Source organism: Aeromonas oralensis (genome assembly GCF_049665575.1).
GTDB classification, from domain to species: Bacteria; Pseudomonadota; Gammaproteobacteria; order Enterobacterales; family Aeromonadaceae; genus Aeromonas; species Aeromonas hydrophila.
This window is the reverse complement of record NZ_CP187186.1, coordinates 1,114,639-1,139,266: the sequence shown is the minus strand read 5'-3', so window position 1 is coordinate 1,139,266 and position 24,628 is coordinate 1,114,639. Positions and strand designations below refer to the sequence as shown.

General features: G+C 61.9%; 15 protein-coding genes and 3 pseudogenes. 4 read left to right on the top strand and 14 right to left on the bottom strand.

Annotation, left to right across the window (positions count from 1 at the left end):
* Positions 1-106 precede the first annotated feature (106 nt).
* Together ACPDZI_RS05575 and ACPDZI_RS05570 are read left to right on the top strand one after the other, a co-directional pair.
* Complete coding sequence (locus ACPDZI_RS05575) at positions 107-1,849, top strand: ABC-F family ATP-binding cassette domain-containing protein (RefSeq protein WP_438834164.1); 1,743 nt, start codon at positions 107-109, stop codon at positions 1,847-1,849.
* 83 nt (positions 1,850-1,932) lie between these two features.
* Positions 1,933-2,472: a GNAT family N-acetyltransferase gene (locus tag ACPDZI_RS05570; RefSeq protein ID WP_438834163.1), complete on the top strand. Its 540-nt coding sequence runs from the start codon at positions 1,933-1,935 to the stop codon at positions 2,470-2,472.
* 40 nt (positions 2,473-2,512) lie between these two features.
* Here the strand turns inward: ACPDZI_RS05570 and yjeH are convergent, their stop codons facing one another.
* Together yjeH and ACPDZI_RS05560 are read right to left on the bottom strand one after the other, a co-directional pair.
* Complete coding sequence (gene yjeH / locus ACPDZI_RS05565) at positions 2,513-3,793, bottom strand: L-methionine/branched-chain amino acid transporter (protein WP_263675777.1); 1,281 nt, start codon at positions 3,791-3,793, stop codon at positions 2,513-2,515.
* A gap of 177 nt (positions 3,794-3,970) precedes the next feature.
* Positions 3,971-5,266 carry an HAAAP family serine/threonine permease gene (locus tag ACPDZI_RS05560; protein WP_175610219.1) on the bottom strand — a complete coding sequence of 432 codons (1,296 nt, stop codon included), beginning with the start codon at positions 5,264-5,266 and terminating at the stop codon, positions 3,971-3,973.
* Positions 5,267-5,770: 504 nt separating this feature from the next.
* On the opposite strand from ACPDZI_RS05560, the gene ACPDZI_RS05555 reads away from it, so the two are divergent.
* Together ACPDZI_RS05555 and ACPDZI_RS05550 are read left to right on the top strand one after the other, a co-directional pair.
* Positions 5,771-6,679 (top strand): LysR substrate-binding domain-containing protein, encoded by a 909-nt coding sequence (locus tag ACPDZI_RS05555; RefSeq protein ID WP_438834162.1) that lies wholly within the window; start codon positions 5,771-5,773, stop codon positions 6,677-6,679.
* A 106-nt stretch (positions 6,680-6,785) separates the two neighbouring features.
* Positions 6,786-8,207 carry an MATE family efflux transporter gene (locus ACPDZI_RS05550; RefSeq protein ID WP_438834161.1) on the top strand — a complete coding sequence of 474 codons (1,422 nt, stop codon included), beginning with the start codon at positions 6,786-6,788 and terminating at the stop codon, positions 8,205-8,207.
* A gap of 9 nt (positions 8,208-8,216) precedes the next feature.
* On the opposite strand, the pseudogene pdxY reads toward ACPDZI_RS05550, so the two are convergent.
* The 12 genes and pseudogenes from pdxY to ACPDZI_RS05490 form a co-directional block, all read right to left on the bottom strand.
* Positions 8,217-9,082: pseudogene (pdxY, locus tag ACPDZI_RS05545) on the bottom strand (pyridoxal kinase PdxY).
* A 72-nt stretch (positions 9,083-9,154) separates the two neighbouring features.
* Entirely contained in the window at positions 9,155-11,287 is a 2,133-nt protein-coding gene (locus ACPDZI_RS05540) for a lysine decarboxylase CadA (RefSeq protein ID WP_438834160.1), read from the bottom strand.
* Positions 11,288-11,364: 77 nt separating this feature from the next.
* A complete protein-coding gene (cadB, locus tag ACPDZI_RS05535) occupies positions 11,365-12,699 on the bottom strand; it encodes a cadaverine/lysine antiporter (protein ID WP_438834159.1) in 1,335 nt (444 codons plus the stop codon).
* A 799-nt stretch (positions 12,700-13,498) separates the two neighbouring features.
* The gene (gene cadC / locus ACPDZI_RS05530; RefSeq protein ID WP_438834158.1) at positions 13,499-15,019 is read right to left on the bottom strand and encodes a lysine decarboxylation/transport transcriptional activator CadC; all 1,521 of its coding nucleotides are present in this window, start codon (positions 15,017-15,019) and stop codon (positions 13,499-13,501) included.
* 402 nt (positions 15,020-15,421) lie between these two features.
* Positions 15,422-16,373: pseudogene (accA, locus tag ACPDZI_RS05525) on the bottom strand (acetyl-CoA carboxylase carboxyl transferase subunit alpha).
* A 16-nt stretch (positions 16,374-16,389) separates the two neighbouring features.
* Positions 16,390-19,868: pseudogene (gene dnaE, locus ACPDZI_RS05520) on the bottom strand (DNA polymerase III subunit alpha).
* A gap of 38 nt (positions 19,869-19,906) precedes the next feature.
* Positions 19,907-20,497, bottom strand: a complete 591-nt coding sequence (gene rnhB, locus ACPDZI_RS05515) for a ribonuclease HII (protein ID WP_268030229.1) — start codon at positions 20,495-20,497, stop codon at positions 19,907-19,909.
* Positions 20,498-20,572: 75 nt separating this feature from the next.
* The gene (gene lpxB / locus ACPDZI_RS05510; RefSeq protein WP_263675772.1) at positions 20,573-21,712 is read right to left on the bottom strand and encodes a lipid-A-disaccharide synthase; all 1,140 of its coding nucleotides are present in this window, start codon (positions 21,710-21,712) and stop codon (positions 20,573-20,575) included.
* Positions 21,705-22,496, bottom strand: coding sequence for an acyl-ACP--UDP-N-acetylglucosamine O-acyltransferase (gene lpxA / locus ACPDZI_RS05505; protein ID WP_438834157.1), 792 nt, complete (start codon positions 22,494-22,496; stop codon positions 21,705-21,707). The genes lpxB and lpxA overlap by 8 nt, the downstream gene beginning before the upstream one ends.
* A gap of 5 nt (positions 22,497-22,501) precedes the next feature.
* Entirely contained in the window at positions 22,502-22,963 is a 462-nt protein-coding gene (fabZ, locus tag ACPDZI_RS05500; protein ID WP_010634777.1) for a 3-hydroxyacyl-ACP dehydratase FabZ, read from the bottom strand.
* A gap of 24 nt (positions 22,964-22,987) precedes the next feature.
* A complete protein-coding gene (lpxD, locus tag ACPDZI_RS05495) occupies positions 22,988-24,007 on the bottom strand; it encodes a UDP-3-O-(3-hydroxymyristoyl)glucosamine N-acyltransferase (protein ID WP_011705102.1) in 1,020 nt (339 codons plus the stop codon).
* Positions 24,008-24,010: 3 nt separating this feature from the next.
* Positions 24,011-24,523, bottom strand: coding sequence for an OmpH family outer membrane protein (locus ACPDZI_RS05490; RefSeq protein WP_011705101.1), 513 nt, complete (start codon positions 24,521-24,523; stop codon positions 24,011-24,013).
* Positions 24,524-24,628: the final 105 nt, after the last annotated feature.

The following is a 24,628-nucleotide window of genomic DNA, read 5'->3' as shown; positions in this document are numbered from 1 at the left end:
GCAAAGCCGACTCCCTTCCATACCGAGACCTTTCTCGACTCTGCCGTTGTCGCCAGCGCTCCTGATGACAGGGATTTCCGATCCCGCGATTTAAGAGAGCAAGAGCATGACAACCCTGATGAGTACCCATTCCCTGCAGATGAGTGCGGGGCACCTTCCGTTATTTGACCACCTCGAACTCGGCATACGCGCAGGTGACAGGCTCGGCCTGATTGGCGCCAACGGTTGCGGCAAGAGCACATTGCTGGCGCTGCTGGCGGGCGAGCGCATGCCTCAAGCTGGCCGTGTCGTGCAGGCCGCAGCCTGCCGCTGCGAGTTCGTGGCCCAGCAACTACCCGCCGGGCTCTCTACCCTCAGCACCCGCGCCGTGCTGTTTGACGTGCTGGGCAACGATCCGAGCGCCGAATGGCAAGTGGACAAGCTGCTGGCCGAGCTGCAACTGGAGGCCCAGGCCGCGCTGCCGGTCAGTACACTGAGCGGCGGCCAGCACAGCCGGCTGCAGATAGGCCGTGCCCTTCTGCGCCAACCCAACCTGCTGCTGCTCGATGAGCCCAGCAACCACCTGGACTTACCCGCCCTGCTCTGGCTCGAGCAGTTTCTGCTGGGCTGGCGCGGCGCCTTCGTGCTGGTCTCCCACGATGGCCGTCTGCTGGACCGGGTCACCGAGCAGACCCTGATCCTGCGCGATGGCGAGCTGCACCGCTTCGCCCTGCCCTGCAGCCAGGCGCGAGCGGCTCTGGCCGCCGAGGATGAGCAGGCCCGCCTGCGCCGGGCTGACGAGCAAAAAGAGATCGACCGCCTGAGCGCCAGCAGCAAACGCCTCGCCATCTGGGGGCGAGAGCATGACAACGAGAAGCTGGTGCGTCAGGCCAAATCCATGGAGAAGCGCATCGCCCGCCTGCAGGAGGAGCAGAGCCAGGTGGCAGCGCTGGCCCCCTGGCTGCTCGAGCTGAGCGGAGTGAGCTTGCCTGCCGACACGCTGCTGCGACTGGAGGCACTCGACGTATCGCCAGCGCCAGCATTGCCGCCGCTTCTGCGCGCCGAAGGGCTCTGGCTGCGGGCGGGGGACAGGGTCGCGCTGCTCGGAGCCAACGGCACCGGCAAGTCCTCCCTGCTGCGCCAGTGCTGGCGCGAACTGGCCGCGCAGAGCCCGCAGGCTGGCTGGTACTGCCACCCCGGCGCCAGCATCGCCTATTACGATCAGTCCCTGCAGCAGCTGGCTGACGACGCCACCCTGAGCGATGCCCTCTACCCGCTGGCTCCTCTGCCGGAGACGACGCGGCGTCAGGCGCTGATCCGGGCGGGCTTCCCCTATGCCCGTCACGGCCAGCAGGTACGTACCTTGAGCGGGGGCGAGCGGGCACGGCTGCTGTTTCTCGCCCTGTCGCTCGGCAGCCACCACATGCTCTGGCTCGACGAACCCACCAACCACCTGGATCTGGCGGGCAAGGAGGAGCTGGCCGAGGCGATTGCCGCCTTCCCGGGCGGCGTGCTGCTTGTCTCCCACGATCGGGAGCTGATCGAGCGCAGTTGCAACCGCTTCTGGCTGATAAAAGATGGGCGCATCCAGGAGGCTCACAGTGCCGAGCGGGCCTATGCCGAGCTGCTCGGCGATGCGCCCTCGCCGGCAGCAGACAAGGCAAGCCTGGCCGCCCCCGCCGCCATGGGGCAGGCCTCAGCCGGCCCGGCGGATGACGAAGAGGCGCTGCTGGCACGCTGGTATGAACTCGATGCCCTGCTCGCCGCCGATCTGGCCCGCAAGCCCAGGCACCAGACCCCGCGCCTGCAGCAGCAGTGGCGTGACGAGCTGGCCAGGCTCACCGACCAGCTCGGGCTGGTCGGATCATGAGCAGAGCCATCAACCGGCTTTGCCAGCCATCCCTGTTTGACCCAACACTCGCGGCCAACTCCGGTTGGCCGCAAGGAGCCACCATGACAGCAACGCAACAACCCCACATCAGGCTGGATCCGGTGAGCGACGCCGATCTGCCCCACATCTACCGCGGCCTGTCCGATCCGCGGGTCGTCGCCTACTACGGCGTCAGCTACGACAGCCTGACAGCGTGCCAGGCCCAGATGGCCTGGTATGCCGAGCTGACCCGTACCGGCCGCGGCGCCTGGCACCTCATTAGTGACCGGCACACGGGCGAACCGCTCGGCGCCATCGGTTACAACGATGCCGACCCGACTCACCGGCACGCCGAGCTGGGCTACTGGCTCTATCCCGAGCATTGGGGCAAGGGGGTGATAAGCGCGGCGCTGCAACTGTGGCTGCCGCTCACTTACCACACTACCGACCTGCACCGGCTGCTGGCAGTGGTGGAGGAGCCCAATCTCCCCTCCGCCCGCCTACTGGAGCGGGCGGGCTTTCACTACGAAGGCACCGCGCGGGAGTGTGAACGCAAGGGAGATGGTTTTATCTCCCTGCGCCACTACGCCATCTTGCGCAGCGACCTGCCCGCCAACCTGTGACCTGCAACAAAAAGCCCCGCACTGCGGGGCTTTTTTCGGGTTACTTGATGGCGCAGACACGTTCATCGGATACCGAGCGGCGGCGTCTGCGCCGCCACAGCGAGAAGCAGCCATACCCCAGACTGAGCACGACGGCATAGAGCACCTGGGAGGCGAGCGCCACCAGCACCAGGGCGCAGAGCAGCACGCTCACCCCCGCCAGCCCCTTGCCCACCCCGCCGAGCAGGCGCCAGCCCGCCGCCATGCAGAGCAGGTAGACCAGCACGAAGTTGCCGTTGGCATAGCGGATCAGCTCATCGAGGGGCAGTCGCAGCCAGATGATCAGGGTGATGCAGACCAGACAGATGGCGAGCACCAGACTCAAGGCCCGCAGCGGCGCGCCGCGGGCGGTGAGACGGGCCAGCGAGACCGGCAGCTTGCCTTCGCGCGCCATGCTCCAGATCAGCCGGGCAAATCCCTGCAGGTAGATGTTGATGCTGGCAAAGCAGGAGAGATAGCCGAGCACCGCCACCAGCCACTTGGCGGTGGGACCGAACAGCAGCGAGAGCAGGGCCGGAATGGCGGTGGCGTTGGTCGCCTCATCGCCGTAGAGCCCGTATTTGAGCACCACCAGCGAGTGCACCCAGTAGATGAGCCCTGCCAGCAGCACCCCGCCGAGCAGGGCGATGGGATAGTCCCGCTCCGGCCGCTTGAACTCCTCCCCCATGTGGGCGAAGGCCTCGAGCCCGACGAAACACCAGAACATCACCGCCAGCGCGGTGGCCATGGCAGGCCACTCGTCCGTCGTCGGCAGCGGCCGGGCGGCGTCGCGCCAGCTGATATCCCCCTTGAACCAGATGAGCAGGGTGAGCCCCAGAATGGCCAGAGCTATCAACAGTTGCAGGTTGCCGGAGGAGCGCGCACCGCGCAGCCCCAGCAAAAATACCCCGAGCAGGGTGAGCAGCTGGATGCCCCACAGGGTCCACTCCCCCAGATCGAACAGGGCGTGCCAGAAGCCGGCGGCGATCATCAAGGCGGCGGGCAAGCCCACCGGCAACACTGCCAAAAACAGGAAGGCGGAGAAGCGCTCGGCGCCGTTGCCAAAGGCAAGGCCAATCAGGTGCGGCGCGCCGCCGGCGTGGGGATAACGGCGGCCGAGGCGCGCGAAGGTGAAGGCAATCGGCAGCACCAGCGCAATCAACAGCAACCAGGCCCAGAGCGAGGCCCCACCCGCCAGCGAGGCGGCGGTCGCCGGCACCACGAAGATCCCGGTGCCGAGCAGCGAGGTAGCGAGCAGCCCCATTCCCTGCCAGAGCCCGAGATCCTTTTTCAACCCAGACATATCCTTTTGTCCCGACTAGAAAAACATCCCGCCATGTTAGGCCTGCCCCGCCCCTTTGTTAAGCACGATGGCAAGAATATGCCCGGTTTTATGCAAGGCCGTATCCATGGACAGCGGCCATAAAAAAAGCCGCCTCTTGCGAGGCGGCTGCTTCATTCAACCGGGTAACCCGTGTTATCAGGCAATCAGCTTGTAGATGATACCGGACATGGCGATCAGGCCGATGATGGTCACGAACGCGTTGCTGATGTTGCCAGCGTATTTGCGCATGGCCGGCACCTTGGTGATGGCGTACATCGGCATCAGGAACAACAGCATCGCGATGATGGGGCCGCCCAGGTCTTCAATCATCCCGAGGATGCTCGGGTTGATGGTGGCGATGGCCCAGGTGGTCAGGATCATGAACACTGCGGTCACTTTGTTCAGCTGTTTGACGTCAACGTTCTTGCCTTTCTCACGCAGCGCCTTGGCCATCAGACCGTTCATGCCCTCTTGTGCACCCAGGTAGTGACCCAGGAAGGACTTGCTGATGGCTACCATGGCGATCAGCGGAGCCACGGTGGCGATAACCGGGTTGTCGAAGTGGTTGGCCAGGTAGGACAGGATGGAGATGTTCTGTTCCTTGGCAGCAGCCAGGTCAGCCGGGGAGAGGCTCAGTACACAGCTGAATACGAAGAACATAACGGTCATTACCATCATGACGTGGGCGCCCAGCAGGATGTTGCTGCACTTCTTCTCGGCACCTTCACCGTAACGACCTTTGTTGTCCACCGCGAAGGAGGAGATGATCGGGGAGTGGTTGAAGGAGAACACCATGACCGGGATAGCCAGCCACAGGGTCTTGATGAAGTCACCGTTGAAGGCGTCGGACAGGGCCGGCGCTTCGGTGATGATGGCACCGTTCCAGTGCGGGATCAGGTAGAACGCCAGACCCATCAGGGTGATCACGAACGGGAATACCAGCACGCTCATCGCTTTGACGATAACCTGGCCGCCCAGACGAACAACCGCCATCAGACCCAGGATCAGCGCCAGTGACAGGATGGCACGGGGAGGTGCAGTCATGCCCAGCTGGTGAACAATCAGGCTCTCGACGGTGTTGGTGATGGCTACCGAGTACATCAGTACGATCGGGTAGATGGCAAAGAAGTAGAGCAGGGTGATGAACTTGCCTGCGGTCTTGCCGAAATGCTCTTCCACTACCTCGGTGATGTCGCCATCACGGGTAGAACCGGAGAGCACGAAACGGGTCAGGCCACGGTGAGCAAAGAAAGTCAGCGGCAGGGCCAGGATCAGCATGGCGACCAGCGGCCACAGACCACCTACACCGGCGTTGATCGGCAGGAAGAGTACACCGGCACCGATGGCGGTACCGTACAGACCCAGCATCCAGACCACATCGGCCTTGTTGATGCCACGGGAAGACGCATTACTGGCTAAGCGGCCTTCTACTGCAATGTTCATGTCAGACATAGGGGTGTTCCTGTCATCAAGGAAAATAGAAAAGTTCTAGTCAACCGGGCGCAATGCCCTGTCCCATCTCCCTGGAACTCCTGCAGTCCATCCCTGTTATTCTCATCCCGCCAGCCCGGCAAGCTGGTCATCACTCCATGTAACAACCAAATTGCAACAAACAAGCCAGCGGGTCATAGGCCAGAGGGCCACAAACGCGTCAGACTTTACAACTCGCTAACACGCTTTTGTTCCGATGCGCTGACTCTAATTAAATCCCCTTAGCGATCACAGTGTTTTTTTGAATTAATCAACCAAAGTTTGACTGGAATCGCCTTTCTGGCGTCATAGATCACGTTACGAGCCCAATTTTGTGAACAGCCGTTAACAAACAGAGGTAGTTTCACCCGTATCTATATCCTTGTAGGTACAACAAATTGTTTACATTCGACTATTTATTGCTCGGGTTGTGCCTCGCCGTCCGCTGACGTACCCTGTTGCTCAACATTTTTTCGCTGAATTGATATGGCCATCACCCGTACCGATCTCGCCGAACTGGCGGTGTTTGCCGCCGTCGCCCGCCACCAGAGTTTCAGCAAGGCCGCCCTCGAACTCGGCGTGTCTGCCTCCGCCCTGAGCCACAGCCTGAAAGGGCTGGAGACCCGTTTGGGGGTACGGCTGCTCAATCGCAGTACCCGCGCCGTGGTCCCCACCGATGCGGGTCAGCGCCTGCTGACCCAGTTGCTGCCAACTTTGAGCCATCTGGAGAGCGCACTGGGTGAGCTGGCCCGTCACAGCGACGAACCGGTAGGAAGGCTGAAGATCAGCGCACCGCGCGGTGCCATCGATGAGTTGCTGGCCCCGGTGCTGATCGATTACATGGTGCGTTACCCGCGCATGCAGGTGGAGGTGGTGGAGCAGGAGTTGATGCCGCGCCTCATCGAAGATGGCTATGACGCCGCCCTCTTCTATGGGGATCTGCTGCCCAAGGAGATGATCGGGGTCCCGCTCGGCCCGCCCCAGCGCTATCTGGTGGTGGCCTCCCCTGCCTATCTGGCCGAGCACGGCACCCCGCAGCACCCGCGCGAATTGACCCGGCACGCCTGCATCGGCTATCGGCTCACCCCCTCCCATCACTATCGCTGGGCCTTTGCCGGCGAGGAGGGCGCCATGCTGGAGATCGAAGTGACCGGGCCGCTCACCACCAGCACGCCGGCCCTCTACCTGGGGGCCGCCGAGGCGGGACTGGGACTGGCCTACTGTCTGGAAGAGGAGGTGAGCAGGCAGCTGGCCGAGGGCACCCTGGTGAGCGTACTGGAGCCCTGGTGCCCCACCTTCGTCGGTTTCTCGCTCTTCTATCCCAGTCGCCATCAGCTGGGCAACGGGCTGCGCGCCCTTATCGACATGCTCAAGGGACACTACCAGTCACGCTGATTGATGAATATGGCTCATCAATTCATCAAGTAGAAACCGGATTATCGATAAAAAAATATTAATCTAGACTATCTGCTCGATAATCGAACTCCCCAAGAGAACAGATATGTCTGCCTACTTCACTCTGCGCCAGCGGGCGATGACCCGCCGTTTCTGGGGCTATGCCCTCCCCTCCATCATGGCCATGCTGGTATCCGGCGCCTACTACCTGGTCGATGGCATCTTTGTCGGTCACTACGTGGGGGCCGCCGGCCTCGCCGGCATCAACCTGGTCTACCCGGTAATCATGGTACTGATCGGTCTCGCCGCCATGATCAGCATGGGGGCGGCCACCGCCATCTCCTTCCAGCAGGGCGCCAGAAATTTCGGTCTGGCCCGCCAGGCACTGGTCAATGCGCTCTGGCTGCTGGGACTGCTGGGCGCCGTGGCGCCACTGCTGCTGCACTACTGGCACATCGACATCCTACTGGCACTGGGCATTGAACAGGGTACCGACACCTGGCAACAGGCCAGCGACTACCTCTACTGGATTGGCGGCGGCACCCTGCTGCTGGCCTGCAACCTGGCGGTCCCCTATCTGCTGCGCAACGACGGCCGCCCCCGTCTCGCCATGCTGCTGGTCAGCAGCGGCGCCATCCTCAACATCATCCTCAACTACATCATGGTGGGCCGGCTGGGGCTGGGTCTGATCGGTACGGCGCAGGCCACCCTCATCTCGGAAGGGGTCGTCAGCCTGCTCGGGCTCGGTTATTTCTTTACCCGCCATGCCAAACTGCGCATAGAGTGGCGCCACCTGGTGCCCGACTTCCCGACCATGCCGAACCTGCTGTTCACCGGCCTGCCGAGCCTGATCGCCCAGTTCAACCTCGGTCTGCTGCTGCTGCTGCACAACAGCCAGCTGATGGTGCACGGTTCGGTCAAGGATCTGGCCGGCTTCACCGTGGCCGGTTACACCGAGGCGGTGTTCATCGTCATCCTGCAGGGGCTGGCCTTCGGCATTCAGCCGCTGGTCAGCCAGGCGGCCGGCGCCAAACGCCATCGTGACCTCAAGTTCCTGATGGAGATGGGGCTCAAGATCACGCTCATCTACGGTCTGGCGGTCTGGCTGCTGATCCAGCTGCTGCCGCGCCAGGTAGCCATGCTCTACACCGGCGATCAAGATGGCGAGCTGCTCGCGGCCGCCATCAGCAGCCTGACTCTCAACCTCGGCGCCATTCCGCTGGAAGGGATCATCATGTTCGGCATCGTACTGCTGCAGTCCATGGCCCGTACCCGCCAGGCGCTGCTCATCTCGGCCGCAAAGACCCTGCTGCTGCTGCCGCTGATCTTCATGCTGCCGCTCTGGTGGGGCCGGGTCGGCGTACTGCTGGCCCAGCCCACGACCGTGGTGTTGCTGACCCTGCCGCTGTGCTGGCTGCTGTGGCGCGAGTGGCGCCGCCTCAAGCTGGCCTGTGCCCCGCTCAGCCGGCCCGGTCGCAAGCCGCTTGGCGCGCACCAAGGTGTACAACTGGCCAGGCGCGCCGGCTAAGCGCCACCGTCAGGCCGGCAGCCGGCGGGCACAGGTGCGGATCTCGGGCTCGACCATCGCCTGCTGGGCGGCGACCAGCTGCAGCTCGTAGGCGCCCGCCAGCCAGGTTTGGGCCAGCACCGCATCCACGCTGGCATTGGTGCGCTCGAACGCCGCCACCGGCGTAAAGCCCGCCAACAGGTTGGCCAGCATGGTGGCGCTCAGCAGATCCCCCACCCCGATGGGCTGACGCTGAAACTCATAGAGGGGGCGCGAGATATGAAACGCCCCCTCCTCGCACACCAGCAGCATCTCGAACCGGTCCAGGCTCAAGCCGGCGCGGCCCAGATGCTTGACCATCACCAGCTCGACTCCCCCCTCACGCAGTTGCTGGCAAGCCGCCAGCGCCTCGCTCAGATTGCAGATCTCGCGCCGGTCAGCTGCTCCAGCTCCAGCAGATTGGGCGCCAGCAGGTCGGCGCAGGCCAGCGCCCGGTTTTTCAGAAAATCGGCGACGCCGGGCGCGACTATGCACCCCTTGTCGGGATGCCCCATCACGGGGTCGCAAAAATAGCGGGCATGCGGATTGAGTGCCTTGAGGTGAGCCACCGCCGCCAGGATCTCCTCCCCCTGCTCGGCCGAGCCGAGATAACCGCTCAGGATCGCATCGCACTGCCCCAGTACGCCGATATCGGCCAGCCCCGCCATCAACTGGCGGATATGGCCGTTTGGCATCACCATCCCCTGCCAGCCTGCGCTGTACTGGGTATGGTTGGAAAATTGCACCGTGTTGACGGGCCACACCTCCAGCCCCATGCGGCGCATGGGAAACACGGCGGCGCTGTTGCCGGCACAGCCGAACACCACGTGGGACTGGATGGAGAGAACTCGCTTCATGCTGACTCGCAAAAAAATGGATGAACCCTGATGGGAAAAACGGGCCTTGCGGCCCGTTGTTGTCACTCTCGCTTAACGCAGCACCTTGACGGTGTAGCTGCCATCGGCCTGACGATAGAGGCCATGGATGTCGGTCTCGAAGCCTGGATAGTGGGCCCCGATCTCGCACAGCATCTCGAGGAACTCGAGCACCGGCAGAGAATCCTGGGTCACCATCTCGCCCGGCAGAACCAGCGGTACTCCCGGCGGGTACGGCAGGATCATGTTGGCGCTGATGCGGTCAACCATGTCACGCAGCGGCACTTCCACCACGTTGCCGGCCAGCTCTTGCTGCCATGCGGCGTGCGGAGTCATCTTCATCTCCGGCAGTACGTCGAACGCCTTGAACATCAGCTCCGGCAGACGGTACTTGCTGGTCAGCTCATGAATGCGCTGCGCCAGCTCCTGGATACGCATCCCTTCGTAGAAGCTCGGGTCTTCACGATAGAGGCTCGGCAGGATGCTCTTGATGGTCAGGTTCAGGTCGTAGCCACGCTTGAACTCGGTCAGGGCACGCAGCAGCTGCATCGCCTTGGACTGATCGATACCGATGGAGAAGAGGAACAGCATGTTGTAAGGGCCAGTCTTCTCGACCACGATGCCGCGCTCGTCCAGGAACTTGGAGACCAGAGAGGCAGGGATGCCCTTCTCCAGCAGCTGGCCATCACGACCCATACCCGGAGTCAGCAGAGTGACCTTGATCGGATCCAGGTACATGTGGTTGTCATCGATGCCCTTGAAGCCGTGCCAGTCATCTTTCGGATCCAGCTTCCAGCACTCGACGGTGTCGATGTTGTCCGGCTGCCATACGTCGAAGAACCAGCCTTCGCTCTGATCACGCAGACGCTTGATCTCTTTGCGGAAGGAGATGGCGCGATCGATGGAGTCCTTGATCAGACGCTTGCCGGTGTTGCCACGCATCATGGCAGCAGAGATCTCGGTAGAGGCCACGATGCCGTACTGCGGCGAGGTGGAGGTGTGCATCATGAAGGCTTCGTTGAAGGTCTCTTCCTCCACGTCACCCTTGATGTGGATCATCGAGGCCTGGGAGAAGGCCGCCAGCAGCTTGTGGGTGGACTGGGTTTCGTAGAACACCTTGCCCGGCATGGCTTCGCCGCTCATGCCGCACTTGCCTTCATAGATCGGGCTGAAGTTGGTGTAAGGCACCCAGGCACTGTCGAAGTGGATGTAAGGAGTATCCAGACTCTCCTTGATGAAGCCGGTGTTGTAGAGCAGGCCATCATAGGTGGAGTTGGTGACTACGGCGTAACGGGGAGCCTGGGCACCCGGTGTCGCGGCAACCTTGGCAGCGATGGTGTCGCGGCTGAATTCGCTCTGCGGGATACCACCCAGAATGCCGTAGGCGTTGCGGGTCGGACGGAAGTAGATCGGCGTCACGTCGTTCATCATCATCAGGTGAGTGAGCGACTTGTGGCAGTTACGGTCAACCAGCACTGTGCTGCCGGCCGGCGCTGAGTACATACCGACGATCTTGTTGGCAGTGGAGGTGCCGTTGGTAACGATATAGGAGCGATCGGCGTTGAAGGTACGGGCGATGTACTCTTCAGCTTCCTTGTGCGGACCTGAGTGATCCAGCAGGGAGCCCAGCTCCGGCATGGAGATGGAGACGTCGGCCTTGAACGCGTTCGGGCCATAGAAGTCATAGAAGATGCTGCCGGCCGGGCTCATCTGGAAGGCGGTACCGCCCATGTGACCCGGAGTACAGAAGGTGTATTTACCCTCTTCCACGTACTTGAACAGTGCCTTGGTGAATGGCGGCAAGATGGCGTCCTGATACTCCTGAGTGGCCTGACCCATCTTGAGGGCGATGTCGTCAGCCATGCCGAGACGGTACTCGAAGAAGTGCACGTTCAGACGCAGGTCGGTCAGGTGAATATCCAGAGTGGACTGGTCGTTGGCGAAGGCGAAGATCGGCAGCTTCTCGTTGCGATCGTGGATCTCCTTGCACAGACCCAGAGAGTATTTGTCCCAGTCGAAGATGGCGCCGCAAACGCGGGGGTTCTTCTCAATCAGTTGCAGCAGGTCGGCGACGTCGACCGGATAAACAACCTCGAAACCCTTGCGCTCGAGGGAGGCTTGCAGCTGGCGAATGGGCTCTTCTTTAAAGAAAACGCCGAGGTGGTTGAGGATGGCAATGATATTCATCGTAATGCTCCACACGTAAAGGGGCGCTCTCCATCAGGGATGGTGAGTGAAGAGCGCTCGGAAGATAAAAGGGGAAATCAGTTGCTGGGTTGTTCGTTCAGCAGGGCATCGTGCTGACGCAGACCCAGTTTTTTGGCGTAGAACATCAGGATGATGAGCGACACCACGAAGGTAGCTGTGAGGTTGGAACCCTTGGCACCCATCAGGGCCACCAGACAGAAGACGCAGGCCACACCGGAGAAGATCATGGCGCCGATGCTGCGGGAGGTCATGCCTTCAAAACGGATCAGGTTAATGCTGGAGTAGAAGTAGGGCAGCATGGTCAGCAGCACCGCATCTGTGGTCAGCACGTTGAACAGGTCGGCAGCGTGAGCGGACTGGGAGGTGAAGGCGGTCAGGCCGACCATCAGCGCAGTCATCTTCAGGGAGCCCAGGATCAGGCCCTTCTTGGCGACGCCGTTCTTGTCCACTTCACCGTAGATTTTCGGGAAGTTGCCGTCGTGGGCGGCGCGCTTGCCCGCCTCGCCCACCAGCATCATCCAGGAACCCAGCGAGGTGAAGCAGGCCAGCGCGGTGAAGGCGGAGACGAACGGTGCAGACCAGCTGCCGAAGATGGCAGAAGAGGCCATGGCAAACGGGGCGCCGGAGGCAGCCACTTCACCGGCCGGGAACATGCCGCTGATCACCTGGGTGGAGAGGATGTAGATAACACCCGCGATACCGGTACCCAGCATGGTGGCGAGCGGTACGGTGCGCTTGGGGTTCTTCACCATGCCGGAAGAGACGGCGGCGGACTCCACGCCCACGAAGGACCAGAGGCAGATCAGCACGGCGCTGATGACCGCATGCAGGTCGCTGCCGCTGGTGGTGTTCCAGTTCTGGCTGTAGACGGTGGCATCAAAATGGCCCCAGCCCATCACGGCAGTACCCACTACCGGCAACAGGATCAGCACCAGCCCCAGGGTACAGAGCCGGCTCACCCAGCTGCCGCCAAGCAGGTTGACGAAGGTGAAGATCCAGACGGCGGCGATGGTGGCCGCGGCGGCCGGGATTGGGCTGTTGAGAATGGGGAAGAAGACGGAGAGGTAGGAGACGCCGGTAATAGCGATGGCCAGGTTACCGATCCAGTTGGCGTGGTAATAAAGCACACCGGTCTGGAAACCGAACACCGGGGAGATCTCGCCAGCATAGGCGATGGGACCACCCTCTTGCGGGTTCTTGGTGGCGAGGCGGGCAAACACGAAAGCCAACCCCATGGCGCCGACCAGGCAGATGGCCCAGCTGAACACAGAGATGGAACCTATGGTGGCCAGGGCCGAGGGCAGCAGTGCAATACCGCTTCCCATCATGTTGCCGGCCACCACACCTGTACAGGCGACAAGGCCGATCTTCTTGCTCGTATTTAGGGACATAAAATCTCCGGGTCGATATTAAGGCATCAAACACACGCTTGGCGGAGCCTCCCGCCAACCAATGGCCACAGACTAGGCTCCTCGTCCCCGGAAAACATAAAGACCAGCTAAGGGATAAAAACATGAGTGAACTTTTTCGAGCAGGTGGCCTAAATCGATAAAAACACTTTAAAAACAATCGGCTGGCTGATGCGCCATCAAGCACCTTGATAAAACCTTGATATCCACCGCCCCCCTTGATGCGGGCGATGAGCGCCAGTCGACACGCCTTGATATTTTTCTGAGGGGCGTCGCGGCAGAAAGAGCGTCATTCATGACCCACCGAGTCCGGCCATGCCCGGCAGACGGGTTCGCACGACCCTTTTTGCTGGGTGTTTTTGCACCCCGTCGACCGTGAGCGCGCTATTTCCTTCGGCCGGCAGCGCCTTGCCAATGCTCGGCCGCCGCAACAGGCACCGGCTGGTGCCCACAACCGCGCCGCGCTCCTGGCTCAAGACAACTCAAGACAACTCAAGACAATATCAAGGCTGAGATCGGGCACCTTGAGTGCCTGCAGCACGGTAAAAACCGGCGCCAGCTCGGCTGGTTCGGCGGTTCAGAGGTTCGGCGGGGAGACAGAGAGACAGTTCGATGCTGGCGCCAAGGATGGCGGCAACCATGACTCATGCCTGCACGGGGCAGACCTGGGATGGGGATGGATATGGCTGAGAGAAGGTCAGACGGCGCACCCGCCGGCGCCCCTAGGCAACCGGCGGGGAGCGCCGCCTTGACGACAGGGCCAAGATGGCCCCGAAAGGAATCAGAACAGCTTCACCTTGCTCTGGCCAAGGGCATTGAACAGGGCCGGGGTGAGGGTTTCCATGTTGCTGTAAAAACCGAGCTGCTGGCAGAGCAGATAGGTCTGCTCGGTCGCCTCCATCAGGAAGGCCTGGCTGTAGGCATCCCCCGCCGCCTCGGGGCGGCCATCCAGCTCGGCCAGCTTGCCACGCAGAATGTGATAGAGCACGGAGCGGCCCCGGCTGGCTGCCTCGGCCAGCAGGCGGGTAGCCTCCTGCTGCTGCCCGTTCAGGATCGCCTGCAAGGTAAGGGCCTCCCAGACCCGGGCCGGCAGGGCGGCCTGATCCCGTACCACGCTGGCCAGATGGGCACCTATGCCCTGCAGGCGCTCGCTCTGGGGCGTCCCCGTCAGGGTCGCCAGCGCCTCCCCGGCCAGATAACGCTCCGCCAGCAGCAGCGGCTGATCCGGCTGGCTGGCCAGCGACTTGTCGAGCAGCTCGACACCGCGTTTGAGGGCCACCGGGTCCTGGCTGTTGATGTAGTAGTGCGCCTCCATCATGGCCATCAGCGCCCCGTCATCCGTCGGCCAGCCCATGCCGGGCAGCACGTCCGGCTGATCGAGGGCGTGCAGCAGATCCTGGCTGCTCGCCTGCAATACCCCGTGCACGTTGTGACGGCTGAGCTGGTACTGGTGGCTGAACAGCACCCGGTTGGTGTTGATGTTGCGGTACTCCAGATCGAGATAGGTGCCCCCCGGCTGACGGGAGACCCGCACGCTCAGCTCCTTGCCGGGCAGGATGCCCCCCATCAGGGTGTTGGCACCATACTGCACCCGCAGCGGCGTGGCGGCGGCCACCTCCCCCATCAGGGCGCGGGTGATGCCGTCGGCCAGGCGCACGTTCTCGTTGCTGCCATCCATGCCGGAGTGAAAGCGAAATACCAGCAGGTCGGGATCCAGCATGGAGTGCACCTGGGGGCTGGCGTGCTGATAGCTGAGCAGGCTGACGATGGAGACCAGGATCACCGCGACGAAAACATCGAAGCCGATCATCTTCCAGCGGCTGCGGCCATCCTGGGCGTGGCTCGAGATGGCCCGGGTCAATGGGCCGGCCGGGAAGGGGGCCGCGGTGACCACGGCCTCCACGTCCTCCTCTGCCAGCGGCGGGCTCAAATCGCTCTGGACTTCGTTGCCAGCTGGCGCCATCACCACCGACACCACTTGCAGCGGCCTCACCGGCGCCACCAGCTTGTAGCCGCGCTTGGGCACGGTGACTATGTAGTCGGCGGCATCGTTGCGACCGTCTTTGAGGATCTTGCGCAGCTCGAAGATGGACTGGGTCACCACCTGATCGGTCACTTCGGCGCCGTCCCACACCTCGTTGATCAGGCAGTCACGCCCAAATACCGTGCCGGCGTTGCTGGCCAGGAAGCGCAACAGATTGACTAGCCGGGGCTCGAGGTAGACCTCGCGGTCGGGACGACACAGCATGTTGTCGTCGACGCTCAGGGTCCAGTCATGGATCTCAAAAACCGATTCGCTCATGATTCACTCGCTGCAGATGGAGACGATGCACGATGAGAGTGACGTAACACCGGGGCGGCTGGACGCAGCAGGGTGCTGCACAAGACTGGGCCGCCGGGAAGGTGAACATTCCTGTGAATCAGGCCGGGCTGGCCTGTTTACGTCCGCAGAGCGTCCTTGCGGGCATGCCGATCAGGTCGATCGGAAACAATCACTTTAAGCAAAACGGGAGCGGGATCCCACTTTTTTTGGCTACAAATCGCCGTTGAATTGATCCAACAGGGTGGTTTTGGCAAACATCGTGCCAACAGGTATCCATATGAACAGGATTTTTCACTGCCCCGCTTTCGCCCAAACTCTCGCCCAAAAAGAAGGCCCCCGCAGAGCGGGGGCCTTCCAGCATGGTGCGATACCGAAGCGGGCTTAGCAGTAGCCGTAGCCCAGCAGGCGCTGGTAGCGCTGCTCCAGCAGCTGCTCGGTCTCGAGCGGGCGCAGGGCGTTCAGATCCTGCTGAATGCGGTCTTTCAGGCGCTTGGCCATCTTTTTCCACATTGCGGTGGGCACCACCGAGCGGCTCCTCGACGATGTTGTCGATGAGTTTCAGCTCTTTCAGCCGCTGGGCGGTGATGCCCATGGCATCAGCCGCGACCGGCGCCTTGTCGGCGCTCTTCCACAGGATGGAGGCGCACCCTTCCGGCGAGATGACCGAGTAGGTGGAGTACTGCAACATGTTGACGCGATCGCCGACGCCGATGGCCAGGGCGCCGCCGGAGCCGCCTTCACCGATCACGGTGCAGACCACCGGCACGGTCAGACCGGCCATCACTTTCAGGTTGCGGGCAATCGCCTCGGACTGGCCGCGCTCCTCGGCACCGACGCCAGGATAAGCGCCCGGGGTGTCGATGAAGGTGATGATCGGCATCTTGAAGCGCTCGGCCATCTCCATCAGACGCAGGGCCTTGCGGTACCCTTCCGGGCGCGGCATGCCGAAGTTGCGCTTGATCTTCTCCTTGGTCTCACGCCCCTTCTGGTGGCCGATGACCATCACCGGCTCGCCGTCGAGACGGGCGATACCGCCGACGATGGCCTTGTCATCGGCATAGGCGCGATCGCCGGCCAGCTCGTCGAAGTCGGTGAAGATGTGCTCGATGTAGTCGAGGGTATAGGGGCGCTGGGGATGACGCGCCATCTGAGATACCTGCCAGGCCCCCAGATCGCCGAAGATCTTCTTGGTCAGCTCTTCGTTTTTCTTCTCCAGCCGGCGAATGTCTTCGTTGAGATCCACGGCACTGTTGTGCTCGCTCACATGGCGCAGTTCATCGATCTGTGCCTGCAACTCGGCGATCGGCTGTTCAAAATCCAGAAAAAGACTCATAGGGACTATAGATCCTCTAATCAAAAACCAATTCAACCCGCTCTCGTCCAAGCAGGACGCGCAAGTCATCTATCAGTTGATCGGTGGGCGTCACCCGCCACTCGGTACCGAGCGTCAATCGCACCCGGGAGCCGGGGCGACGATAGTTTACCTGAACCGGACAAACTCCGGCACGGGCGGGTTCCAAAATCTCGCACAAACGCGGGAAAAAACGATCATCAATCTGCTGTTCATCGAGAGAGATGCGGATCGCCCTGGCAAAACGCTCTCTCGCATCGTTGATATCCAGTAATTCACGGGCCGACATTTTAAGGCCACCGGAGAAGTCATCAAAGCTGACCTGTCCAGAAACCACCAAAATACGGTCTTTTTGCATCAATTCTTCATACTTTTCCAGCGCTTCACTGAACAGGGTCACATCGAGGCGACCGGAACGGTCGTCCAGGGTAAAGATCCCCATCTTGTTGCCACGCTTGGTCACCATGCTGCGCGCCGCAATCACCAAGCCTGCGGCCGTGGTCACGGTATCGCGGGAGGTGGGGTGCAGATCGCACAGACGACCCGAGGTATAACGACGCAGCTCGCCGCTGTACTGGTTGATGGGGTGACCGGTGAGGTAGAGCCCGAGGGTCTCGCGCTCCCCTTCCAGCCACACCTTGTCAGGCCAGTGCGGCACGTTGGCGAACGCCTTCTTGACGTCGTCTATCTCTTCGGTGAGCACGCCGAACATGTCGACCTGACCCACCGCCTGCGCCTTGGCGTGTTGCTCGGCGGCGCGCATCGCCTCCTCCAGGGTCGCCATCAGGGCGGCGCGGTGGGGGCCGAGCCGGTCCATGGCGCCGGAGAGGATGAGCTTCTCCATCACCCGCTTGTTGAGCTTCTTGATGTCGACCCGGTTGCAGAAGTCGAACAGATCCCGGAAGGGGCCGTCCCGATCCCGCGCTTCTAGGATCGCATCGATGGGGCCTTCCCCCACCCCCTTCACCGCGCCGATGCCGTAGACGATGTGGCCATCTTCGTTGACGCTGAAGCGGTAGCGGCCGGTGTTCACGTCCGGCGGGATCACGGTCAGCCCCATCCGCTGGCACTCGTCCACCAGGGTCACTATCTTGTCGGTGTTGTCCATGTCGGCGGTCATTACCGCCGCCATGAACTCCGCCGGGAAGTGGGTCTTGAGCCAGAGGGTCTGGTAGGAGACCAGCGCATAGGCGGCAGAGTGGGATTTGTTGAAGCCGTAGCCTGCAAACTTCTCCACCAGATCGAAGATCTTCATCGCCAGTTCGCCGTCGACGCCGTTCTTGACCGCCCCCTCCTCGAAGCCGGCCCGCTGCTTGGCCATCTCTTCGGGTTTTTCTTGCCCATCGCCCGGCGCAGCATGTCAGCGCCACCCAGCGTATAACCCGCCAGGGTCTGGGCAATCTGCATCACCTGCTCCTGATAGAGAATGATGCCGTAGGTGGGCTCGAGTATGGGTTTGAGGCTCTCGTGCTGCCACTTCTCGTCCGGATAGGAGATGGCCTCCTTGCCGTGCTTGCGCTCGATGAAGTTGTCCACCATGCCCGACTGCAGCGGGCCCGGGCGGAACAACGCCACCAGTGCGATCATGTCTTCGAAGCAGTCAGGCTGCAGCCGTTTGATGAGATCCTTCATGCCACGGGATTCCAGCTGGAATACCGCGGTGGTCTCGTAGCGCTGCAGCAGGTCGAACGAGCGCTTGTCGTCGATGGGGATGGCGGCGATGTCGACCGGCGGCTTGCCCTCTTTGGCAAGGCGCGGGTTTATCATGCCGAGCGCCCAGTCGATGATGGTGAGCGTGCGCAGACCCAGGAAGTCGAACTTCACCAGCCCGGCATACTCCACGTCGTTCTTGTCGAACTGGGTGACCGGGTGATGGCCTTCGTCATCGCAGTAGAGCGGCGCGAAGTCGGTGATCTTGGTGGGCGCGATCACCACGCCACCGGCGTGTTTACCGGCATTGCGCACCACCCCTTCCAGCCGGCGGGCCATGTCGATGAGGTCCTTGACCTCCTCATCCTGCTCGTAGAGCTCGGGCAGCTTGGGTTCGGCCTCGAACGCCTTGGCGAGCGTCATGCCCGGATCCGGCGGGATCAGCTTGGAGATGCGATCCACAAAACCATAAGCGTGGCCCAGCACTCGGCCCACGTCCCGCACCACCGCCTTGGCCGCCATGCTGCCGAAGGTGATGATCTGCGATACCGCTTCCCGGCCATACATCTCGGAGACATGGTCGATCACCTCGTCCCGTCTGTCCATGCAGAAGTCGACGTCGAAGTCGGGCATGGATACCCGCTCGGGGTTCAGGAAACGTTCGAACAGCAGGTCAAATTCCAGCGGGTCGAGGTCGGTGATCTTGAGTGCGTAGGCCACCAGGGAACCCGCCCCCGAGCCCCGGCCCGGGCCAACGGGGATGCCGTTGTCCTTGGACCACTGGATAAACTCCATCACGATGAGGAAGTAACCCGGGAAGCCCATCTGGTTGATCACTTTGAGCTCGATGTCGAGACGCTCGTCGTACTCGGGACGACGCTCGGCCCGCACGGCCGGATCCGGGAACAGGAATTCGAGTCGCTCCTCCAGCCCCTCTTTCGACTTCATGACCAGGAAGTCTTCGGTGGTCATGTCACCGGTCGGGAAGTTGGGCAGGAAGTATTCACCGAGGCGCACCGTCACGTTGCAGCGCTTGGCGATCTCCACCGTGTTCTCCAGCGCCTCAGGGATGTCGGCAAACAGCTCCGCCATTTCCTCCTGGCTGCGCAGATACTGCTGCGGGCTGTAGCGGCGCGGGCGGCGCTTGTCCATCAGGGTATAACCGTCGTGGATGGCGACCCGGATCTCGTGAGCATCGAAGTCTTCGGCGGTGAGGAACACCACCTCGTTGGTGGCCACCACCGGCAGTGCGAACTCGGTGGCAATGGCCACCGCCATGTGCAGGTAAACCTCTTCATCGGGGCGGCCGGTACGCAGCAGCTCCAGATAATAGGCGTCGGGGAAGTGGCTCTGATAGAAGGCGAGACACTGCTCGGTCATCTGGCGGTTGCCCTTGAGCAGGAACTTGCCCACGTCCCCCTCGCGCCCGCCGGAGAGGACGATCACTCCCTTGGCGTGCTCGGCCAGCCAGGCCTTGTCGATGACCGGGCGCCCCTGCACGTGACCGCGCTGATAGCCGCGGGAGATGAGCAATGTGATGTTCTGGTAGCCGTCATTGTCCATGGCGAGCAGGGTGAGGCGGAACTGCTCGTCGCCGAGTTCGTCACTCTGCACCCAGAAGTCGGCCCCGACGATGGGCTTGACGCCCTTGCCGTGGGCGGCGCCGTAGAAGCGCACCAGGCCGCACATGTTCATCTGGTCGGTCAGCGCCAGCGCCGGCATGTTGTTAGCCGCTGCCGCGCCGACGATGGGATTGATCTTCTGCAGGCCGTCGACCATGGAGAAGTCGGAGTGGACCCGCAGGTGGATAAAACGGGGTTCAGCCATCGTCATCCCCTCTCGTTGCTCGGACTAAATTGCATGGTCTATTCGATCCCCAGTGCGCGACGCACCGGTTTGAAACTTTTGCGATATTCAGGCAGCGGACCGCGCTCGGCCAGGATGGCGAGGTGCTCCGCGGTCGGATAGCCCTTGTGGCGGGCGAAACCGTACTCGGGATGACGGCTGTCCAGCTCGGTCATCTCCGCATCGCGAGTCACCTTGGCCAGGATCGAGGCGGCGCTGATGGCGGCTACCAGGCTGTCACCCTTGACCACGGCGCGGGCTTCCATCGGCAAACTTGGGCAACGGTTGCCGTCGATGAAGACCAGCTCGGGCGCGATGGAGAGCCCCGCCACGGCGCGCTGCATCGCCAGCATGGTGGCGTGCAGGATGTTGAGCTCGTCGATCTCCGCCGGGCTGGCACGGCCAACCGACCAGGCCAGCGCCTTCTCTTTGATCTCGTCAAACAGGGCGAGGCGCTTCTTCTCGGAGAGCTTCTTGGAGTCGTTCAGCCCGATGATGGGATTGGCCGGGTCAAGAATCACCGCGGCGGTGACCACGTCACCCACCAGCGGGCCACGGCCCACCTCGTCCACACCGGCAACCAGCCTGTCCTCAGGAATATCGATCATCATCTTCTAGCCTTGAATCAAAACAGGCCCCGCAGGGCCTGGCGTCACGTTGGCGCAGCCCCTGCGGCCGCCCGGAAATTATCTGCCGAGCAGCTCGGCCACCGCTTCGGCCGCCTGCTGATCCGCGTTGCAGCGGATGAGCTGGTGCAGCTCGGTGAAGGTATTCACCAGCGCACTGTTGTCGTGCTCGAGATATTTGCTCACCTCGACCACCAGATTCTCCGGGGTGCACTCGTGCTGGATGAGCTCGGGCACCAGCATGCGCCCGGCCAGCAGGTTGGGCAGGGAGACAAATTCGGTCTTCACCAGCCGCTGGGCCAGCCAGTAGCTGAACGGCTTGAGCTTGTAACCCACCACCATCGGCTTTTTCACCAGCATGGCTTCGAGCGCCGCGGTGCCGGAGGCCAGCATCACCACGTCGGCGGCGATCATCGCCTCGCGGCCCTGCCCTTCCAGCAGCACCATGTCGAGATCCGGCGCCACTTCGGCCTTGATGGCCATGAATTGCTCACGCCGTTTCTGGTTGACCAGCGGCACGATGAAGCCGAGATCCGGATAGCGCACCATCAGGTGCTTGCAGGCCTCGAGAAACAGGGGCGACATAAAGCCCACCTCGGCGCTGCGACTGCCCGGCAGCACCGCCAACCAGCGTCGGTTGGCGTCGATGCCGAGGGTTCTGCGTACCGCGGCCTGATCCGGCACCAGCGGGATGTCGTCCGCCATGGTGTGGCCGACGAAGCGGCAAGGGGCATCGAAGCGGTCGTAGAAGGCTTTCTCGAACGGCAGGAAGGCAAGCACCATGTCGGTGGCGGCCTTGATCTTGTGAATGCGGTTCTGGCGCCAGGCCCACACCGAGGGGCTGACGTAGTGAACCGTCTTGATACCGGCGCGGCGCAGTTTGAGCTCCACCCCGATATTGAAATCCGGTGCATCCACCCCGATGAAGATGTCGGGCGGATTGGCGATGAAGTGGCGCAGCAGTTCGCGGCGGACCTTGAGAATGCGCGGCAGACGGCCCAGCACCTCGGTGATCCCCATGACGGAAAGCTCTTCCATCTCGAACAGTGCCTTCACGCCGAGGGCCTGCATGCGCGGCCCGGCGATCCCTTCGAACTGCGCGTCCGGGTAGCGGGCCTGCAGCTCGCGCACCAGGCCGGCAGCCAGAATGTCGCCGGAAACCTCTCCGGCGACGATACCGATGCGAACGGGATCAGGCACGGATGATCCCGCGCTCGTTGTCTTTGAGGAAATCCACGTAGAGCTGGATTGCCGGCTCGCTGGCCGCCATCTCGATCAGCACCGGCAGCACCTCTTCGATGGTCTTGCCGGAGCGGAAGATCTCTTTGTAGGCGCGCTTGACGGCGGAGATGGCCTCAGCACTGAAACCGCGGCGACGCAGCCCCTCGGAGTTGACCCCGAACGGCTTGGCGTAGTTGCCAGCGGCCATCACGTAGGGCGGCACGTCCTTGTTGAGGGCGGCGCAACCACCGACGAAGGCGTGGGAGCCGACGCGGCCGAACTGGTGAATCGCGGAGAGACCGCCGAAGATCACGAAATCGCCGATCACCACGTGGCCCGCCAGGGTCGCGTTGTTGGCGAAGATGCAGTTGTCACCGATGATGCAGTCGTGGGCCACGTGGACGTTGACCATGAACAGGTTGCTGCTGCCGATCTTGGTCAGGGACTGATCCTGGATGGTGCCACGGTGCACGGTGCAGTTCTCGCGAAAGACGTTGTTGTCGCCGATCTCGAGGAAGGTGCGCTCGCCGGCGTACTTCTTGTCCTGGCAATCCTCACCGATGGAGGTGTGCTGGAAGATCTTGTTGCCGCGACCAATCTTGGTCGGGCCCTTGATCACCACATGGGAGCTGACCCAGGTGTTGTCGCCGATTTCCACCTCGGCACCGATGACAGAAAAGGGGCCGATTTCAACCCCTTTACCGATGACGGCAGACTCATGGACGACGGCAGTATCGTGAATGATGGCAGTCTGGTCGATCACGTGTGTTAAACCTCGCGTTTGGCGCACATCAGCTCGGCGGTACAGACCACTTCACCGTTGACCGTGGCCACACCGGTGAACTTGGCGATACCGCGACGCTCTTTCAGGAATTCCACGTCGAGCACCAGCTGATCGCCGGGGCCCACCGGACGCTTGAAACGAGCGTTGTCGATTGAGGCAAAGTAATAGAGTTCGTTGGGAGACGGCTTGCCCACCATGGTAAACGCCAGGATACCGGTGGCCTGTGCCATGGCTTCCAGGATCAGCACGCCGGGGAACACCGGCTTGGCCGGGAAGTGGCCCTGAAAGATCGGCTCGTTGAACGAGACGTTCTTGATGGCACGCAAGGTCTTGCGCTCATCGCTGATCTCGTAGTTTTCCACCTTGTCCACCATCAGGAACGGATAACGGTGGGGCAGCAGATCCATTATTTCCTGGATACCCAGGCTCTTCTTTTCAGTAGTCAAAACAGTACCCTATACCAATCGTGATTATTCTTGGTCCAGCTTCTTCTCAAGCTTGCTCAACCGCTTGTGCATCTCTTCGATACGCATCACCCGGGCGGCGGTCTTGCGCCACTCTTTATTGGTTTGCAGGGGGATGCCGGAAGAGTAGACACCGGGCTCGGTAATGGGTCGCATCACCATGGCCATGCCGGTAACGGTGGCCTGGTCGCAGATCTCCATGTGCCCGTTAAAGACGGAAGCGCCGCCAATGATACAGTATTTGCCGACCTTGAGACTACCTGCCATCACGGTGGAGCCCGCCACGGCGGTGCCGTAGCCGATCTCGACGTTGTGGGCGATCTGGCACTGGTTGTCGATGATGACGTTGTCAGCGATGCGGGTATCTTCCAGCGCGCCGCGGTCGATGGTGGTGCAGGCACCGATCTCGACCCGGTTGCCGATGGTCACGCCGCCGAGCTGGGGGATCTTGATCCACTCGCCGCGCTCGTTGGCATAACCGAACCCATCGGCCCCGATCACTGTGCCGGATTGAACCAGACAGTCGGTGCCCATGGTGATGTTGTGATACAGGGTGACGTTGGCCCACAACCGGGAGCGAGCTCCCAGTCGGGTATTCTTGCCAACGAAACAGCCCGGGCCAATGCGTACATCATCCCCCAGCACGACGCCGGATTCGATCACCGCATTGGCCCCGATGGCCACTCTCTCGCCCAGTTGCACGTCCGCCGCGATAACGGCGCTCGGATGGATATCCGTGGCCGGCTGCGGGGTGGTGTCCAGCAGTTGGGCTACCCGGGCAAAGCCCACATAGGGGTCTTTGAGCACCAGGGCATTGGTGGGACAAAATGGCAGATCCGCTTCTGTGATAAGCACGGCGGTCGCCTTGCTCTGCTCCAGATAATGCCGGTACTTTTTATTGGACAGGAAGGTGATGTCCCCCTCCCCGGCCTTTTCCAGTGTCGCTACCTTGCGGATTTCCAGGGTTCCGTCGCCATGGACCTGGGCCCCCAGTTGCTGGGCCAGCTGTGCGAGAGTGAATGCCATCAATTAGTTGCTCTTGCTTACCTGAGAAATAACCTGGGCAGAGATGTCCAGCTTGCTGGCGGCATACGGGGCGGCATTGCGCTCCAGCACCAGATCGTAACCATTGCTCTTGGCGATGGAATCGATGGCAGCCTGCACCTTGGTCAGGATCTTGTTGCGCTCTTCGGACTGACGGCGACCGTTGTCCTGTTCAAACGCCTGACGCTTCTGGTTGAACTCCATCTGCAGCTTGGCCAGTTTCTCCTGGTTCTGTTTCTTCTGCTCGGCGCTCATGAAGGCTTCGTCCTTCTTGAACTTCTCGACCAGTTTCTGACCGTCGGATTCCAGCTTCTGCAGCTCACGCATGCGCGGCTCGAATTCGCCTTTCAGCTTCTTGGAGACTGCTTCACGCTGGGGCAGCTTTTGGAATACTTCGCCCATGTCGACCACGGCGATCTTGGTCTCGGCCAAGGCGGAGCCCATGCCGGCAGCCATCAGTGCAAAACTCAAACCAGCTACTTTCAACGCTTTATTCACACTTACTCCTTGTTCCCTCATGTGAGGGCTACCTGATTTACCTGATTATGCAAGTGGTACCCGGACCGACTTGTTACCTGGTGAGGCACGCAAGCTGCGCGTCCC

Bases quoted from the DNA above. Each gene is read 5' to 3' on its own strand.
- ACPDZI_RS05575 (WP_438834164.1), top strand. From the start codon at position 107: ATGACAACCCTGATGAGTACCCATTCCCTGCAGATGAGTGCGGGGCAC.
- ACPDZI_RS05570 (WP_438834163.1), top strand. From the start codon at position 1,933: ATGACAGCAACGCAACAACCCCACATCAGGCTGGATCCGGTGAGCGAC.
- yjeH (WP_263675777.1), bottom strand. From the start codon at position 3,793: ATGTCTGGGTTGAAAAAGGATCTCGGGCTCTGGCAGGGAATGGGGCTG.
- ACPDZI_RS05560 (WP_175610219.1), bottom strand. From the start codon at position 5,266: ATGTCTGACATGAACATTGCAGTAGAAGGCCGCTTAGCCAGTAATGCG.
- ACPDZI_RS05555 (WP_438834162.1), top strand. From the start codon at position 5,771: ATGGCCATCACCCGTACCGATCTCGCCGAACTGGCGGTGTTTGCCGCC.
- ACPDZI_RS05550 (WP_438834161.1), top strand. From the start codon at position 6,786: ATGTCTGCCTACTTCACTCTGCGCCAGCGGGCGATGACCCGCCGTTTC.
- ACPDZI_RS05540 (WP_438834160.1), bottom strand. From the start codon at position 11,287: ATGAATATCATTGCCATCCTCAACCACCTCGGCGTTTTCTTTAAAGAA.
- cadB (WP_438834159.1), bottom strand. From the start codon at position 12,699: ATGTCCCTAAATACGAGCAAGAAGATCGGCCTTGTCGCCTGTACAGGT.
- cadC (WP_438834158.1), bottom strand. From the start codon at position 15,019: ATGAGCGAATCGGTTTTTGAGATCCATGACTGGACCCTGAGCGTCGAC.
- rnhB (WP_268030229.1), bottom strand. From the start codon at position 20,497: ATGATGATCGATATTCCTGAGGACAGGCTGGTTGCCGGTGTGGACGAG.
- lpxD (WP_011705102.1), bottom strand. From the start codon at position 24,007: ATGGCATTCACTCTCGCACAGCTGGCCCAGCAACTGGGGGCCCAGGTC.